Origin of the sequence: Streptomyces sp. SID8374 (assembly GCF_009865135.1) — a bacterium.
Lineage (GTDB): Bacteria > Actinomycetota > Actinomycetes > Streptomycetales > Streptomycetaceae > Streptomyces.
This window is the reverse complement of the sequence record NZ_WWGH01000001.1, coordinates 5,196,262-5,211,314: the sequence shown is the minus strand read 5'-3', so window position 1 is coordinate 5,211,314 and position 15,053 is coordinate 5,196,262. Positions and strand designations below refer to the sequence as shown.

The 15,053-nt window shown below is 68.4% G+C and carries 10 protein-coding genes; 2 read left to right on the top strand and 8 right to left on the bottom strand.

Translation table 11 applies throughout. From position 1 onward, the window contains the following. Positions 1 to 84: 84 nt before the first annotated feature. The 8 genes from GTY67_RS23325 to GTY67_RS23290 all read right to left on the bottom strand — a co-directional run bounded on the left by GTY67_RS23325 (position 85) and on the right by GTY67_RS23290 (position 12,993). Entirely contained in the window at positions 85 to 1,716 is a 1,632-nt protein-coding gene (locus GTY67_RS23325; protein ID WP_093685990.1) for an ABC transporter substrate-binding protein, read from the bottom strand. A 164-nt stretch (positions 1,717 to 1,880) separates the two neighbouring features. Beyond that, positions 1,881 to 3,023, bottom strand: a complete 1,143-nt coding sequence (locus tag GTY67_RS23320; protein WP_093685989.1) for a dipeptide ABC transporter ATP-binding protein — start codon at positions 3,021 to 3,023, stop codon at positions 1,881 to 1,883. Further along, positions 3,016 to 4,074, bottom strand: a complete 1,059-nt coding sequence (locus tag GTY67_RS23315) for an ABC transporter ATP-binding protein (protein WP_093685988.1) — start codon at positions 4,072 to 4,074, stop codon at positions 3,016 to 3,018. Before GTY67_RS23315 ends, GTY67_RS23320 begins: the two co-directional genes overlap by 8 nt. An 11-nt stretch (positions 4,075 to 4,085) precedes the next feature. After that, on the bottom strand, positions 4,086 to 5,048 hold the full coding sequence (locus tag GTY67_RS23310; RefSeq protein ID WP_093685987.1) for an ABC transporter permease: 963 nt from the start codon (positions 5,046 to 5,048) through the stop codon (positions 4,086 to 4,088). Further along, positions 5,041 to 5,967 carry an ABC transporter permease gene (locus tag GTY67_RS23305; protein ID WP_093685986.1) on the bottom strand — a complete coding sequence of 309 codons (927 nt, stop codon included), beginning with the start codon at positions 5,965 to 5,967 and terminating at the stop codon, positions 5,041 to 5,043. The genes GTY67_RS23310 and GTY67_RS23305 overlap by 8 nt, the downstream gene beginning before the upstream one ends. 93 nt (positions 5,968 to 6,060) lie before the next feature. Beyond that, positions 6,061 to 7,683, bottom strand: a complete 1,623-nt coding sequence (locus GTY67_RS23300) for an ABC transporter substrate-binding protein (protein WP_093685985.1) — start codon at positions 7,681 to 7,683, stop codon at positions 6,061 to 6,063. 621 nt (positions 7,684 to 8,304) lie between these two features. Beyond that, entirely contained in the window at positions 8,305 to 10,176 is a 1,872-nt protein-coding gene (gene typA, locus GTY67_RS23295) for a translational GTPase TypA (RefSeq protein ID WP_093685984.1), read from the bottom strand. Positions 10,177 to 10,554: 378 nt separating this feature from the next. Further along, positions 10,555 to 12,993, bottom strand: coding sequence for an ABC transporter family substrate-binding protein (locus GTY67_RS23290; RefSeq protein WP_161279868.1), 2,439 nt, complete (start codon positions 12,991 to 12,993; stop codon positions 10,555 to 10,557). Positions 12,994 to 13,437: 444 nt separating this feature from the next. On the opposite strand from GTY67_RS23290, the gene GTY67_RS23285 reads away from it, so the two are divergent. Then, the gene (locus GTY67_RS23285) at positions 13,438 to 14,508 is read left to right on the top strand and encodes a LacI family DNA-binding transcriptional regulator (protein ID WP_161279867.1); all 1,071 of its coding nucleotides are present in this window, start codon (positions 13,438 to 13,440) and stop codon (positions 14,506 to 14,508) included. A gap of 76 nt (positions 14,509 to 14,584) precedes the next feature. After that, entirely contained in the window at positions 14,585 to 15,049 is a 465-nt protein-coding gene (locus GTY67_RS23280) for a PaaI family thioesterase (protein WP_161279866.1), read from the top strand. Positions 15,050 to 15,053 lie beyond the last annotated feature (4 nt).

Sequence of the window (15,053 nt, the reverse complement as noted above, 5' to 3'; positions counted from 1 at the left end):
CCCCGGCCCCCTCGGCCTCAGCGGGTCACACGGCCGTGGTGTCCGTACGGACGGGCCTCGTGCGGCGGTCTCCGTACGGACGGGTCACTTGACCGTGATGTCCGTGTAGACCGGCACGCTGAACGGGTTCAGTGCGACGTTGTCGACCCGGTCCGAGTAGCCCGCGCTGCCGTTCTGGTACCAGAGCGGGATGGCCGGCATCTGCTCCACGAGCACCTTCTCGGCGTCCTGGAAGGTGGTGATCGCCTTCGCCTTGTCGGTCTCGGCGTTCGCCTGGTCGACCAGGTCGTCGAAGTCCTTGTTGGTCCACTTGCCGTCGTTGGACGAGGCGTTGGTGTAGTAGAGCGGCTGGAGGAAGTTCTGGATCAGCGGGTAGTCCATCTGCCAGCCCGCGCGCCAGGGACCCGTCAGCTTCTGGGTGGAGACCTGGCTGCGGAAGTCGGCGAAGGTGCCGATCGCGCCGCCGACGCAGGCCTGGTTGTTGCCCATGACGTTGTTGATGCTGTTGCAGACGGCGTCGACCCACTCCTTGTGGGAGCCGGTGTCCGCGTTGTACGAGATCTTCAGCTGGCCGCCGGGGATGCCGCCGCCCTCGTCGATCAGCTTCTTGGCCTCGGCCTTGTTGTACGTGCACTCCTTGCCGCAGAGCCCCTTCTTGAAGCCGCCGTCCTCGCCCAGGACCGGGGAGGTCCAGTCGGAGGCGGGGGTGCGGGTCTTCTGGAAGATCTGGTCGGTGATCTGCGGCCGGTTGATCGCCATGGACAGGCCCTGGCGGACCTTGCGGGCGTTGTCGGTGTCCCACTTCTCGTCGTAGAAGGGGAAGGCGAGCGTCTGGATGATGCCGGCGGGGGTGTTGATGTACCGGTCGCCGAGGTCCTGCTCCACGTTCCTGAGCTGGGAGGCGGGCACGTCGTCGACGAGGTCGAGGTTGCCCGAGGTCAGGGAGGTGTAGGCGGTGTTGTTGTCGGTGAAGACCTTGAGGTCGACGCCGCCGTTTTTCGCCTTGTCGTCGCCCGGGTAGTCGTCCCAGCGGCGCAGGTTCATCGAGGAGCCCTTGGCGTACGACTCGACGGTGTACGGGCCGTTGCCGATGGGCTTGGAGAGCCAGGCGTCGTGGTCGTCGTAGAACGCCTTGGGCAGCGGGGCGAAGGCCGCGTAGCCGAGGGTGTCGGGCCACAGGGAGAACTTCTGGCTGAGCTTGGCGGTGAAGGTCAGGTCGTCGACGACCTTGAGGCCCGAGAGGGTGTCGGCGGAGGCCGAGCCGGACTCGGGGTGGACCTTGTCGTACCCCTCGATGTACTGGAAGAAGTAGGCGTTCTTCTGGTTGTTCTTCAGCGCCGCGCCGTAGTTCCAGGCGTCCACGAAGGACTTGGCGGTGACCTTCTCGCCGTTGGAGAAGGTCCAGCCGTCCTTGAGCTTGATCGTGAAGTTCTGGGCGTCGCTGGAGTCGATGGACTCGGCGAGCATGTTCTGCGCCTCGCCGGTCCTGGGGTCGTACCGGACGAGTCCCCGGAAGACCATGTCGAGGACCTTGCCGCCCTGCACCTCGTTGGTGTTCGCGGGCTCCAGCGGGTTCTGCGGGTCGCCCCAGGAGGAGCTGACGATCCCGTCGGCACCGCTGCCGCCGCTGTCGTCGCCTCCGCCGCCGCAAGCCGTCGCTGCCAGGGCGACGGCCACCGCACATGCGGCCCACCTGGCCCGTGTGGCTCCGCGCATGAAGTGCCTCCTAGAGTCATCGAGTAGCTCAATGCCTCATATCACCCCATACCGCCATGCATCGCATGCGGGCTTACCCCGTACGGGCACGGGGTCGGCCGGACGCACGGATGCCCGGCCCCTCGAAAGGGGCCGGGCATCCGACGTACAGCTACCGGAAGCGGTTACGCCGCGTGAACGACGTCCTTCTCCTCGGCGAAGTGGCACGCCGACTCGTGCGCGGCCGGGCCGCCCGAGGCGACGAAGCGCTCGGGGATCGCCAGCAGCGGCATCTCCGTGGCGCAGCGCTCCTCCGCCTTCCAGCACCGGGTGCGGAAGCGGCAGCCCGAGGGCGGGTTCGCCGGTGACGGAACGTCACCGGTGAGGATGATCCGCTCGCGGCCCTCACGCGCGGAGGGGTCCGGCACCGGCACCGCGGAGAGCAGCGCCTGGGTGTACGGGTGCGTCGGGTGGTCGTAGATCTGCGCGTCCGTACCGATCTCGGCCATCTTGCCGAGGTACATGACGCCGACCCGGTCCGAGATGTGCCGCACGATGGACAGGTCGTGCGCGATGAAGAGGTAGGAGAGGTTGAACTCGTCCTGGAGCTTCTCCATCAGGTTGATGACCTGCGCCTGCACCGACACGTCCAGCGCCGAGACCGGCTCGTCGCAGATGATGATCTCCGGGTTGAGCGCGAGGCCGCGGGCGATGCCGATGCGCTGGCGCTGACCGCCGGAGAACTGGTGCGGGTACCGGTTGATGTACTCCGGGTTCAGGCCGACGACGTCCAGGAGCTCCTGGACCTTGCGCCGCCGGTCGCCCTTCGGAGCCACCTCGGGGTGGATCTCGAACGGCTCCCCGATGATGTCGCCGACCGTCATGCGCGGGTTCAGCGAGGTGTACGGGTCCTGGAACACCATCTGGATGTTGCGGCGCACGGCCTTCAGCGCGCGCCCGGACAGCTTGGTGATGTCCTGGCCCTTGTAGAAGACCTCGCCGGCGGTCGCCTTCTCCAGCATCATGAGCAGCTTGGCGACGGTGGACTTGCCACAGCCGGACTCGCCCACGATGCCGAGGGTCTCGCCCTGGAAGAGGTCGAAGGAGATCCCGTCCACGGCCTTGACCGCGCCGATCTGCTTCTTGAAGAGGATGCCCTGGGTCAGCGGGAAGTGCTTGACCAGGTTGCGCACCTGGAGGATCGGCTCGCCCCGCTCCACCGGCGCCTCGATGGCGGCGACGGCCTCCTCTTCGGTGGCGGCGTCGACCGTCTCCACCTCGGTGACGTTAGGGGTGGCGTCCACGGACTCCTTGTCGAGCTCAGCCATGGATCGTCTCCTTCCAGAAGTGGCACGCGCTTCCGCGGCCCGGCAGGTCGGTGCCGTCGCGCTCGGTGACCGGGTGCAGCGGCGGGACGTCCGTACGGCAGATGTCCTCGGCCTTGGGACACCGGGGGTTGAACGCGCAACCCGGGGGGATACGCGTCAGGTTGGGCGGCAGGCCCTTGATCGCGTAGAGCTCCTGGCCCTTCTGGTCCAGACGCGGGATCGAGTCGAGGAGACCGCGGGTGTAGGGGTGCGACGGGCGGCTGTAGAGCTCGTGCACCGGAGCGGTCTCCACGATCCGGCCCGCGTACATCACCGCGATCTTGTCCGCGACGTCGGCGACCACGCCGAGGTCGTGGGTGATCAGGATGAGCCCCATGTTGTACTCGCGCTGAAGCTCCGCGAGCAGGTCCATGACCTGGGCCTGGACGGTGACGTCCAGGGCGGTGGTGGGCTCGTCCGCGATGATCAGGTCGGGCTCCAGGGCGAGCGCCATCGCGATCATGATGCGCTGGCGCATACCGCCGGAGAACTGGTGCGGGTAGTCGTCGACCCGCTCCTTCGCCGCCGGGATGCGGACCCGGTCCATCAGTTCGATGGCCTTGAGCTTGGCGTCCTTCTTGGACATGCCCAGGTGTACGCGGAACATCTCGCCGAGCTGGTAGCCGACGGTCAGGACCGGGTTGAGCGAGGACAGGGCGTCCTGGAAGATCATCGCGACCTTGCGGCCCCGGATCTTGCGGCGCTCCTCCTCGGGCATGGTGAGCATGTCCTTGCCGCGGAAGAGGATCTCCCCCTGCGGGATGCGGCCCGGCGGCATGTCCAGGATGCCCATGATCGCCTGGGCGGTCACGGACTTGCCGGAGCCGGACTCGCCGAGCACGGCCAGCGTCTCACCGGCGTCGACGGTGTAGTTGACACCGTTGACCGCCTTGGCGACACCCTCGCGGGTGTGGAACTCGACGTGCAGGTCCCGGACTTCGAGCAGCGGACCCTGGTGGTCCTCCTCGCCGCGAGGGGCGGGGACGTTCGCAGTTTTTTCCATGGTGGTCACGTACGCCTCCCTCAGCGCAGCTTGGGATCGAGGGCGTCGCGGACCGCGTCGCCGAGCATGATGAACGCCAGCACGGTGATGCTGACGAAGCCGGCCGGGAAGAGCAGCGGGTGCAGCGACTCGCGGATCCGCCCCAGGGACTGGTTGATCATGACGCCCCAGGAGATGGTCGGCTCCTGGATGCCGACGCCGAGGAAGCTGAGCGTCGCCTCGGCCGAGATGATCACACCGAGCGAGATGGTCGCCAGCACGATCAGCGGGGTCAGGGCGTTCGGCAGCACATGACGGAACATCAGCCGGCCGGTGGAGGCGCCGAGCGAGCGGGCGGCGGTCACGTAGTCGGACTGCTTGGTCTGCATGGCGGTGGACCGCATGATGCGGGCCATGCTCATCCAGCCGAGCACGGTGAGCGCGGTGAGCACACCCCAGATGCCGCCGATGCGGAACCCGTCGTCGTCACGGAAGCTGTTGAGGATGACGATGGCGCCGACCAGGAACGGAATGCCCATCACGATGTCGATGCCGCGCGAGATGATCGCGTCGACCCACCGGCCGTAGAAGCCGGAGATCAGCCCCAGAAGCAGGGCGATGACCGCCGATCCCAGGGTGGCGAGGACGCCGACCGTGATCGAGGTACGGGCACCGTAGATCGTACGGGCGTAGACGTCGCAGCCGCGGGCGTCGTAACCGAACCAGGCGTCGGCGCTGGGCTGCTGCAACGAGCGGCCCAGCTCGCACAGTTGCGGGTCGGCGCTGGCGAACAGGGACGGGAACACAGCCATCACGACCAGCACCAGGATGATGCCGGAGGAGATCAGGAAGAGCGGCTTGCGCACGAGGTCGCGCACCGCGTCCTGGAGGAGGCTGCGCGGCTTGGCCGGCTCCTTCACGGGAGCCTTGGGAGCCTGCGCCGAACCGGCCGGGGTCTCGTCGCCGGACGCCGGGGCGACGGAAGTCTTGGTTGCGTCACGCATAACGAATCCTCGGGTCAAGCACGGCATAGAGCAGGTCCACGACGAGCGCCATCACCACGTAGACGATGACGAGCAGAGTCACGAAGCCCACCAGTGCGGGTCCGTCCTCGATCTGGATCGCCTTGAAGAGGTTGTAGCCGACACCGGGGATGTTGAAGATCCGCTCGGTGACGATCGCCCCGCCCATGAGCGATCCGAGGTCCGCGCCGAGGTAGGTGACCACGGGGATCAGCGAGTTCCTCAGGACGTGGATACCGGTGATCCGCGACGGGGAGAGGCCCTTCGCCTTGGCCGTACGCACGTAGTCCATCCGCAGGTTCTCCGCCACGGAGGCCCGTGCGAGGCGTGCGATGTAGGCGAGTGAGACGGAACCGAGCACGAGGCCGGGCAGAAGGTAACTCATGAAACCTTCGTTGGTCCCCGAGACGGGGAAGATGCCGGCCTTGACGCCCAGGAAGATCTGGCTGACCTGCCCGAGGACGAAGATCGGGATGGCGATCACGGTGAGCGTGGAGAGCAGGACGAGGTTGTCCAGGAACTTTCCGCGCCGCATGCCCGCCATCACACCGGCCGCGACACCGATGATCATTTCGAAGACGAAGGCGATGCCGGCGATGCGGAGGGTCTCCGGCCACGCGTCGGCGATCATTTCGCTGATGGGACGGGAGCCGCTGAGGCTCGTCCCGAAATCACCCTGGACCAGACCCGCGAGGTAATACCCGTAGCGGATCGGCAGGGGGTCGTCCAGGTGGTACTGCGCGGTCAGCGCAGCTCTGATGCCCTCCGGGACAGGTCGCTCTCCGTACAGGTTCTGTACCGGATCGCCGCCCATGGCGGTGACGAGAGCGAAGACCAGAAAGGTGGTCCCGATGATGACCGGGAGCATCTGGAGCAGCCGTCTTGCGACGTAGCGGCCCATGGTTCCTCCTCGTGGGAACGACGGGGGGCGGATTGGGTCCGCCCCCCGTCGTCAGGCCCTAATTTTTGACTACTGCGTCATGCGGGACGCAGGTCAGGACTTCTCGACCTTGGTGAGCTCAACCTGGTTGAACAGGTTCATCTCAACGTTCTTCACGTTGGTCGAGTAACCGAAGACGTTCTTGCCGAAGCGCAGCGGGATGACCGGCATGTCCTTGGCGAGAATGTCCTCAGCGGCCTGCCACTTGGCGATGGCCTCTTCCTCGGTCTTGGCCTCGCGGCCCTCCTGGAGGAGGCGGTCGAAGTCCTTGTTGCTGTAGCCGTAGTAGTTCGAGGAACCGTTGGTGCTGTACAGCGGGCCCAGGTAGTTCTCCATGGACGGGTAGTCCATGATCCAGCCCATGCGGAACATGCCGGAGAACTTCTTGTTCTCGACCTGCGTCAGCAGCTCGGCGAACTTCGGCACGGCCTGGCTCACGCACTCCAGGCCCAGGTTCTTCTTGAGCTGGTCACACGTGGCGTTGACCCACTGCTCGTGACCGCCATCGGCGTTGTGACCGATGTTGATCTTGTTGCCCTCGATGCCGCCGGCCTCGGCGAGCAGCTTCTTGGCAGCGGCGGGGTCGAACTTGCACGCCTCGCCACAGGTGTCCTCGCGGTAGCCGCCCACGACCGGGGAGACGAAGGAACGCGCGGAGGACTGCGAGTCCTGGAAGACGACCTTGATGATCTCGTCACGGTCGATGGCCATCGAGATGGCCTTGCGGACGCGCGGGTCGCTGTACTTCTTGTCGTACGTCGGGAAGGCGACGAACTGGAAGGTGGAGGCCGTCGACGTCTTGAAGCGGTCGCCCAGCTCGCTCGGGGCGGTGCCCATGACCTCGGTCGGGATCTGGTCCACGATGTCGAGGTTGTTGGCGAGCAGGTCGTTGTACGCGGTGTTCTGGTCCTGGAAGATCCGGAACTCGACCGAGTCGACCTTCGGCTTGTCGCCGAGCTTGTAGTCCTTGTAGGCCTTGACCTTCACGAACTTGTCGTGGTTCCACTTGCCGTCCATCTGGAACGGACCCTGGCCGATCGGGGCTTCCTCGTACGCCTTGACGTCGGCGAGGGCCGCCTCGGGCACGGGGTAGAACACCGTGTAGCCGAGGACCGACTTGTAGCCGGCGAACGGGGCCTTGAGGGTGACCTCGATGGTCTTGTCGTCGACGGCCTTGAGGCCGGAGAGCTCCTTGGCCTTCGGCTCGGCGGCCTTCTTCGGGCCTTCCTCGCCGTCCGGGTCGACGGGGTTCATCTCGTCGTAGCCCTGGATGGTCTGGAAGAAGTAGTTGCCGTCGGCGGCGTTGGGGCCGTAGGCGCCCCAGTTCCAGGCGGCCACGTAGTCCTTGGCGGTGACGGGCTTGCCGTCGTGCCAGGTGGCGTCCTTGATCTTGATCGTCCAGACCTTGTTGTCCGGGCTCTCGATGGACTCGGCGGCGGCGAGCACCGGCTCGTTCTTCGAGTCGAACTCGACGAGCGGGGTGAACAGGCCCGACAGGACCTGCGAACCGCCGGACTCGGTGGTCGACTGCGGGATGAGTCGCTTGGGCTCGGCGATGTTCATGCTGAACCCGCCACCGGACTTGCCCTTGTCGCCCTCGTCACTACCGCCACCGCCACAAGCGGTTGCGGCCAGGGCGACGACTATCGCGCACCCGACCATCTTGGAACCACGCATGGGTTCTCCTCCTCAAGAGTCCACTTTTGATCACTGCAAGAGGGGCACTGGTACGTCGCCGACACCCCTGACGGCGATGAGCAGTAACCCCGAAGTGTGCTCGTGAGTCGGCGCTCCCCACAGCGCGTGACCCATTGACCCGAGCTCAATGGAGCCAACTATTGAGTACGGCCGGGCCGTAAACCACACTTAAAGGGTCTCGGTTTGACAACATCACCGGCCCCCGGATGCCCGAAATCCGGACAAAGTGATCCTAGACAGACGCCCGCGAAACGGACTGTTAACGCAACTTCCGGAGGGCGACGCCCGATAACCGGACACATGCATCAGGAAAATGGATTGCGTCCGAACCCGCCCCGGACGGCATTCTCCCACCGGAACCAGGGCCCCGACAGGCGTATTGCCGACCCGGTGGGACCGGATCGGCAATGGACCGTCAGCTGATGTGCGGCCCCATCAGGCCCGCCCCGATCAGCGGCACTTCTTCTTCCCGGCGGCGGCCGTCACGGGGCACGCGAAAGGTCCGGCCTCCACGGGTCGTGGAGGCCGGACCGATCTCGTCACACCTCAGCCCTGCCGCCGGGCGCCGAGGACCCCCTCAGCGCCCCGCCCAGGGGTACGTCAGCGCTTGGCGCGGGAGGCGGCGCGGCCGCGCTCCTTCGCGTCCAGGACGACCTTGCGGATACGCACGGTCTCCGGGGTCACCTCGATGCACTCGTCCTCGCGGCAGAACTCCAGGGACTGCTCCAGGGAGAGCTTGCGGGCCGGGACCACGTTCTCCGTGGTGTCCGCGGAGGCCGCACGCATGTTGGTGAGCTTCTTCTCCTTGGTGATGTTCACGTCCATGTCGTCGGCGCGGGAGTTCTCGCCGACGATCATGCCCTCGTAGACCTCGGTGCCGGCCTCGGTGAAGATGACACCGCGCTCCTGGAGGTTGACCATCGCGAACGGGGTCACCGAACCCGAACGGTCCGCCACCAGCGAGCCGTTGTGACGGGTGCGCAGCTCGCCGAACCACGGCTCGTGGCCCTCGAAGATGGAGTGCGCGATGCCCGTACCGCGGGTCTGCGTCAGGAACTCCGTACGGAAGCCGATGAGGCCGCGGGAGGGCACGATCCACTCCATGCGGACCCAGCCCGAACCGTGGTTCGTCATGGTCTCCATACGGCCCTTGCGGGTCGCCATGAGCTGCGTGATGGCGCCGAGGTGCTCCTCGGGGGAGTCGATCGTCATGCGCTCGATCGGCTCGTGGGTCTTGCCGTCGATCTGCTTGGTGACGACCTCGGGCTTGCCGACGGTCAGCTCGAAGCCCTCACGGCGCATCTGCTCCACGAGGATCGCCAGCGCGAGCTCACCACGGCCCTGGACCTCCCAGGCGTCGGGACGCTCGGTGTCCAGGACGCGGAGCGAGACGTTACCGATCAGCTCGCGGTCCAGACGGTCCTTCACCTGACGGGCGGTGACCTTGTGGCCCTTGCCGCCCTTGCCGACGAGCGGCGAGGTGTTGGTGCCGATGGTCATCGAGATGGCCGGCTCGTCGACCGTGATCAGCGGCAGCGCGATCGGGTTCTCGGGGTCGGCCAGGGTCTCGCCGATCATGATGTCCGGGAATCCGGCGACCGCACAGATGTCACCCGGGCCCGCCACCTCGGCCGGCTTGCGGGTGAGCGCCTCGGTCATCATCAGCTCGGTGATGCGGACGTTGGACATGGTGCCGTCACGCTTGATCCAGGTGACGGTCTGGCCCTTGCGCAGCTCGCCCTGCTCCACGCGGCAGAGCGCGATACGGCCGAGGAAGTTGTCGGCGTCCAGGTTGGTGACGTGGGCCTGGAGCGGCGCGTCCTCGTCGAACTCGGGGGCCGGGACGTGCGAGAGGATCGTGGAGAAGAACGGCTCCAGGTTGTCGCTGTCCTGCGGGACGGTGCCGTCCTCGGGCTTGGTCAGCGAGGCGACGCCGTCACGGGCGCAGGCGTAGACGATCGGGAACTCGATCTGGTCCTCGTCCGCGTCCAGGTCCAGGAACAGGTCGTACGTCTCGTCGACGACCTCGGCGATCCGGGAGTCGGGGCGGTCGGTCTTGTTGATGCAGAGGATGACCGGCATCTTCGCGGCCAGCGCCTTGCGCAGCACGAAGCGGGTCTGGGGCAGCGGGCCCTCGGAGGCATCGACGAGCAGCACGACCGCGTCCACCATCGACAGGCCGCGCTCGACCTCGCCGCCGAAGTCGGCGTGGCCGGGGGTGTCGATGATGTTGATCGTGATCGGGTCCCCGCCGTCCTTGGGGTGATACTTCACCGCCGTGTTCTTGGCGAGGATCGTGATGCCCTTCTCACGCTCCAGGTCGTTCGAGTCCATCATGCGATCGTCGAGGTGCTCGGCGGCGTGGGCGGCGAACGCTCCGGCCTGCTTGAGCATGGCGTCGACCAGCGTGGTCTTGCCGTGGTCGACGTGGGCGACGATGGCTACGTTACGGATGTCGTGGCGCGTGGGCATGGGTGGCTTGCGCTTCTCTCGGATCGTGGGATCAGGCGTCTCAGTCGGTCTTCGAGTCCTCGTACGCCCGCCGGGCGGCACGCCACGGCTCGTCCCATGGTACGGGCCTTGCGCGTGCCGGGCTTCCCGGGCCGATCCGCGAATGCGGTCTTCCCGTGTGATTCAGCCGATATTCAGCTCATGTCAAGAAGCGGCGGCGGCCGGTTGAGGACCGCGTGGGGAGAGGGTGTGAGGAGGTCGAACGGCCCGGGTCAGGGCGGATACCACCTTGCCCGCCGGGGTCGCCGACGGGCAAGGGTTTTGAGCAGCATCTGAGCTTGTGCAAACCGTTGACCTGCTGTTTTCTCCGCTGACCTGCTGGTTCTCCCCGGTGACCTGCTACTTCTTGCGGTCTGCGGGGGAACCTGCCGCTTGCCGGTCCGTGAACCCGATGTCCTGGTAACGGGGGGCCGCGAAACCGAAGGCGCCGACGTTCGCGAGCTTCTTGTCCACGGCGACGAGCTGCGGGCGCTGGAAGAGCGGAATCGATCCGGCGGCGGCCCAGATCCGGGCGTCCGCCTGCTTCATCAGCTCCCGGGAGGCCTTCTCGTCGAGTTCGGCGACCGCCCGGTCGAAGAGCTGGTCGATGTGGTCGGTGCCGACCCGGGTGTAGTTCTGCTCCACCAGGAGCGACCCGTCGGTGGCCGGCTCCGGCTTGGCGTAGATCGGGCGTCCGTCGGTGGCCGGGTAGGCGGTGGCGGGCCAGGAGTAGAGCGCCAGGTCGTAGTCGCCGGAGGCGACATGGTCCTTGAAGTAGCTCTCGTCGGGGACCTTGGTGATCTCCGTACCGATCCCGATCTTCTCCAGCATCGCCGCGATCCGCTCGCCGACGCCGCGCAGCGACTGCGAGCCGGGCCCGGAGGGGAGCACGAAGCGCAGGGTCAGCGTCTTGCCGTCCTTGCCGAGCGGCCCGTTGACCGAGGCGGGGGCGGGTGCGGCCGTGCCCATGGGGGCGTACGCGCCGGCCGCGCCGCCGGGCTGCTTGTCCTGGGAGGTGACCTTGGCGGCGGCGTCGGTGTCCCCGGTGACGGCGCCCGCCTGGCGGAGCAGGGCGATGCTCTGGGCGGCGGCGCTCCCGGCGGGGGCGAGGACGTAGGAGGCGTCGGGGCCCTGGACGGGTCCGGCGCCCGGCTTGTTGTCCTGGCCGACGATGTAGAGGCCCTCGGCGCGGGAGGAGGCGCTCTCACCGGAGCCGGAGGCGGCCTTGTCGGCCTTCTCCTCCTTGTCGTCCTTGTCGGCGTCCTTGTCGGCCTTCTTCTCCGCCTTCTCCTCGGCCTTCTTCTCGTCCGCGTCGGCCTTCTCGGCCTTCTCGGCCTTCTCGGCCTTCTCCGTGTCCTTGGTGCTCTCCGTGTCCTTGTCGTCCTTGTCCTTCTTCTCCGCCTCGCTGCCCGCCTTGGTGTCCTTCGGCTTCTCGGCCGCACCGCCCCGGGTCCAGCCCGCGTCGGCCAGCAGGGCCTGGGCCTCCTTGGTGTTCTGGTCGCCGAGCGCCCCGCTGCCGTCCTTGTAGCCGGGCTGTCCGGCCAGGGCCAGGTGGCTGCCGAGCGGCTTCGCCGGGAGCCCGAGCGGCTTCAGTACGGTCTCGGCGAGCTCCTGGCGGTTCAGGGCGCGGGCCACCGCCCGGCGGACCCGGTCGTCCGCGAGCGGGCCGGACTCGCCGTTCAGCGCGAGCTGGGTGTAGGCGGGCTCCAGGGACTTGCGTACGGCGTATCCGCGCAGGGCCTTCTGCTCCGCCCCGTACGCGGCGACGGCCTTGCGGTTCTTCTCCCGGGCGGCCTGGGCGATCTCCGCCTGCTCCTCGTCGGAGCCGTGGGCCAGGGCCCAGGAGCGCAGGGCGGCGGCGGGGGTGAGGTCGGCGCCGGGGCCGTGGGTGAGCGGCTGGCCGTTGCTGCCGTCGCGCAGGGCGAGGGCGATGCGGTTGGCGGTGGCGGCGTCGACGTCGGTGACGTGCACGGTGCCGTCGGCGAGGGCCTTGGCGCGGTCCTTGGGGGCGACCGCCCGGAAGACGAGGCTGTCCAGCTTGGCCTTCTCGCCCCACCAGCGGGGGCTGCGGACGAGGGTGACGGTCCCCTTGGCCTTGCTCACGCTCTTGAGCTGGAAGGGGCCCGCGGTGTTCTTCAGGGCGGTGCGCGCGCCGTCGTTGAAGGTCTCCGGCGAGCCGGTGATCTCCTTCGGGTAGAGCGGCGAGAAGAGCGAGCGCCAGTCGGCGTACGGCTTGGCGAAGGTGACCCGGACCTGGAGGTCGTCGGCGCCGCGTTCGATCTTCTCGATCCGCTCGTAACCGGCGTTGCGGGCCGTCCAGAAGGCCGAGTCCTTGCCGCTGAGCGCCCGCCACTGGGCGACGAAGTCGGGGGCGCCGATCTCGCGGCCGTCGCTCCAGACCGCCTGCTGGTTGAGCTTGTAGAGCACGACCTGCTTCGGCTCGCGTTCGATGATCTTCGCGGACTCCAGGTAGTCCGGGTTGAGCTTCGGCTGCCCGCTCGCGTCCATCGGGAAGAGCGTCGGCAGCAGGGCCCCGGTGATCTTGGTGGTGGCGCTGTCGGCGTCCGCCTGGAAGGCGTTGAGGGTGGTGGGCATCGCGTCGACGGCCCAGTTCACCGTCGATCCGTCGGCGACCCGGTCGCGGGCGGCGGGGGCGATGTCCTGCGGGACCCCCCGGGAGGTCTCCTCGGTGCCGGAGCTGCACCCCGCCAGCGCGGGGATCGTGAGCACCCCCGCCGTGAGGAGCGCGAGCGAGCGGCGCTTTCGTACCGTCCCGCGCGGGACGCCGACGTGGGACATGGCTGATACCTCCGGGGCCGGCCCGGACCACCCCGTACCGGAATGGACCGGATAGTGCTTGTTTGGTGGCATTTGCAGTTGATCACACTGATTCCTTCCACCCACTGAAAGCGCCTCCGCGCGGGAGGGGCGGCCGACACGGCGGACGGGGGCGGCAAGCTCACCCGCCCGGAGGAACGTTTTGGCACGCCCCCACCCCCGCCTTGGCACGCCCCCACGCCCGCCGCGACACGCCTCCACCCCCGCCCCGGTCGCCTCGGAACGCCCCGCCCTGCCCCGCCCCGGTCGCCCCGGATCGCCCCGTCTTGCTCCCCCGGCGGCCCAGGATCTAGGGTGAATGCGCTTTCACGAGCCCGTGATCGCAAGGGCCGGCACCGGAAGCCGCCGGCCCGGGATCAGCATCCGCGCCCGGCGCGGCGGACGAAGAAGCGGACGGTCGGTCGAGTGAGCGCCCCCACGGTGTACGACGTCGCCGAGCGGTCGGGCGTCTCCATTGCCACGGTCTCGCGGGTCTACCGGAACCCCGACTCCGTACGCGCCCAGACCCGCGAACGGGTCCTGGCGGCGGCCCGCGAGCTCGGTTACGTACCCAGCGGCAGCGCCCGGGGCCTGGCCAGCCGCACCACCGGCGTGCTCGGCCTCTGCTTCCCCGATTACGCCGACCCGGACGCCGAGAGCGCGGCCGCGCTGAACGACGCCGACGACGACCAGGCCGTCATGCTCTACTCCGACCAGATCATCCGGGGCATGGAGCGGGCGGCGAGGCGCCACGGTTACGCCCTGCTCATCGCCGCCTCGCTGGACGGCGGGCCGGAGAGCCTGGTCGCCAAGGTGGCGGGGAGGGTCGACGGGTTCGCCGTACTGGCCCGGACCGTGCCGACCGAGGACCTGGAGGTCATATCGCGCCGACTGCCGGTGGTGATGCTCGCCGGGCCCCGCGAGATCGACCACCTGGACCACATCGTCGTCGCCAACGCGGACGGCCAGCGCGCCCTGACCCGCCACCTCATCGAGGACCACGGGCTGCGCCGCCTGGCGTTCGTCGGCGGCGAGGACGATTCCCCGGACGCCGTCGCCCGCTTCCACGGCTTCCGGCAGGCGTGCCAGGAGGCCGGGCTCCCGGTCCCCTCCCGCCCCGAACTGAGCACCGGCACCCTGACCCAGGCCGAGGGAGCGCGGGCGGCCGACGCCCTGCTGGACCGCTCGGAGGGTGCGGGGGTGGAGCGGCCGGAGGCGATGCTCTTCGTCAACGACCAGATGGCGATGGGGGCCCTCCAGGCGCTGGAGCGGCGCGGGGTACGGGTCCCCGAGGACATCGCGGTGACCGGCTTCGACGGCATCCCGCTGAGCCGGATCGTCCGCCCGCCCCTGACCACGGTCCGCCAGCCGATCCGCCAACTCGGCGAACAGGCGGTGGAGTTGCTGGTCCAACGCCTGGCCGACCCGGGCCGCGCCCCGGTCTCGCTGGAGCTGCCGGTCTCGGTGACGCGAAGGGCGAGCTGCGGCTGCGGGTGACGGGTCGGCTGCGGCCGCGGATGACGGTGAGGCCGCGGACGACAGGCAGGCCGCGGCTCCGGACGAAGGAGAGCACATGAACGAGCACGCCCCGCAGGACGACCGTACGAGCCCCGCCACGGAGGCGCGGATCCGCGACAGCTTCGGCCGCCAGGGGCTGATGCGCCACCTCGGTGCCCGCATCACCGAGGTCGCGCCGGGCCGCGTCCGCATCGTCCTGCCGAGCCGCCCCCAGGTGACCCAGCAGCACGGTTACGTCCACGCCGGTGCCACCAGCGCCATCGCGGACAGCGCGGGCGGTTACGCGGCGCTGACGCTGTTCGCCGAGGGCAGCGAAGTCCTCACCGTGGAGTACAAGATCAACCTCCTGGCGCCCGCCGCCGGTGACCACCTGGAAGCCGTGGGTACGGTCCTGAAGTCCGGGCGCACCCTGACCGTGTGCCAGCTGGAGGTCTTCGGCGTCCAGGAGGACGGCCGCCGCAAGCTTGTGGCCAACGGGCAGCAGACGCTGATCCGGGTGGACGCCCCGGGACCGGCCTGACCGC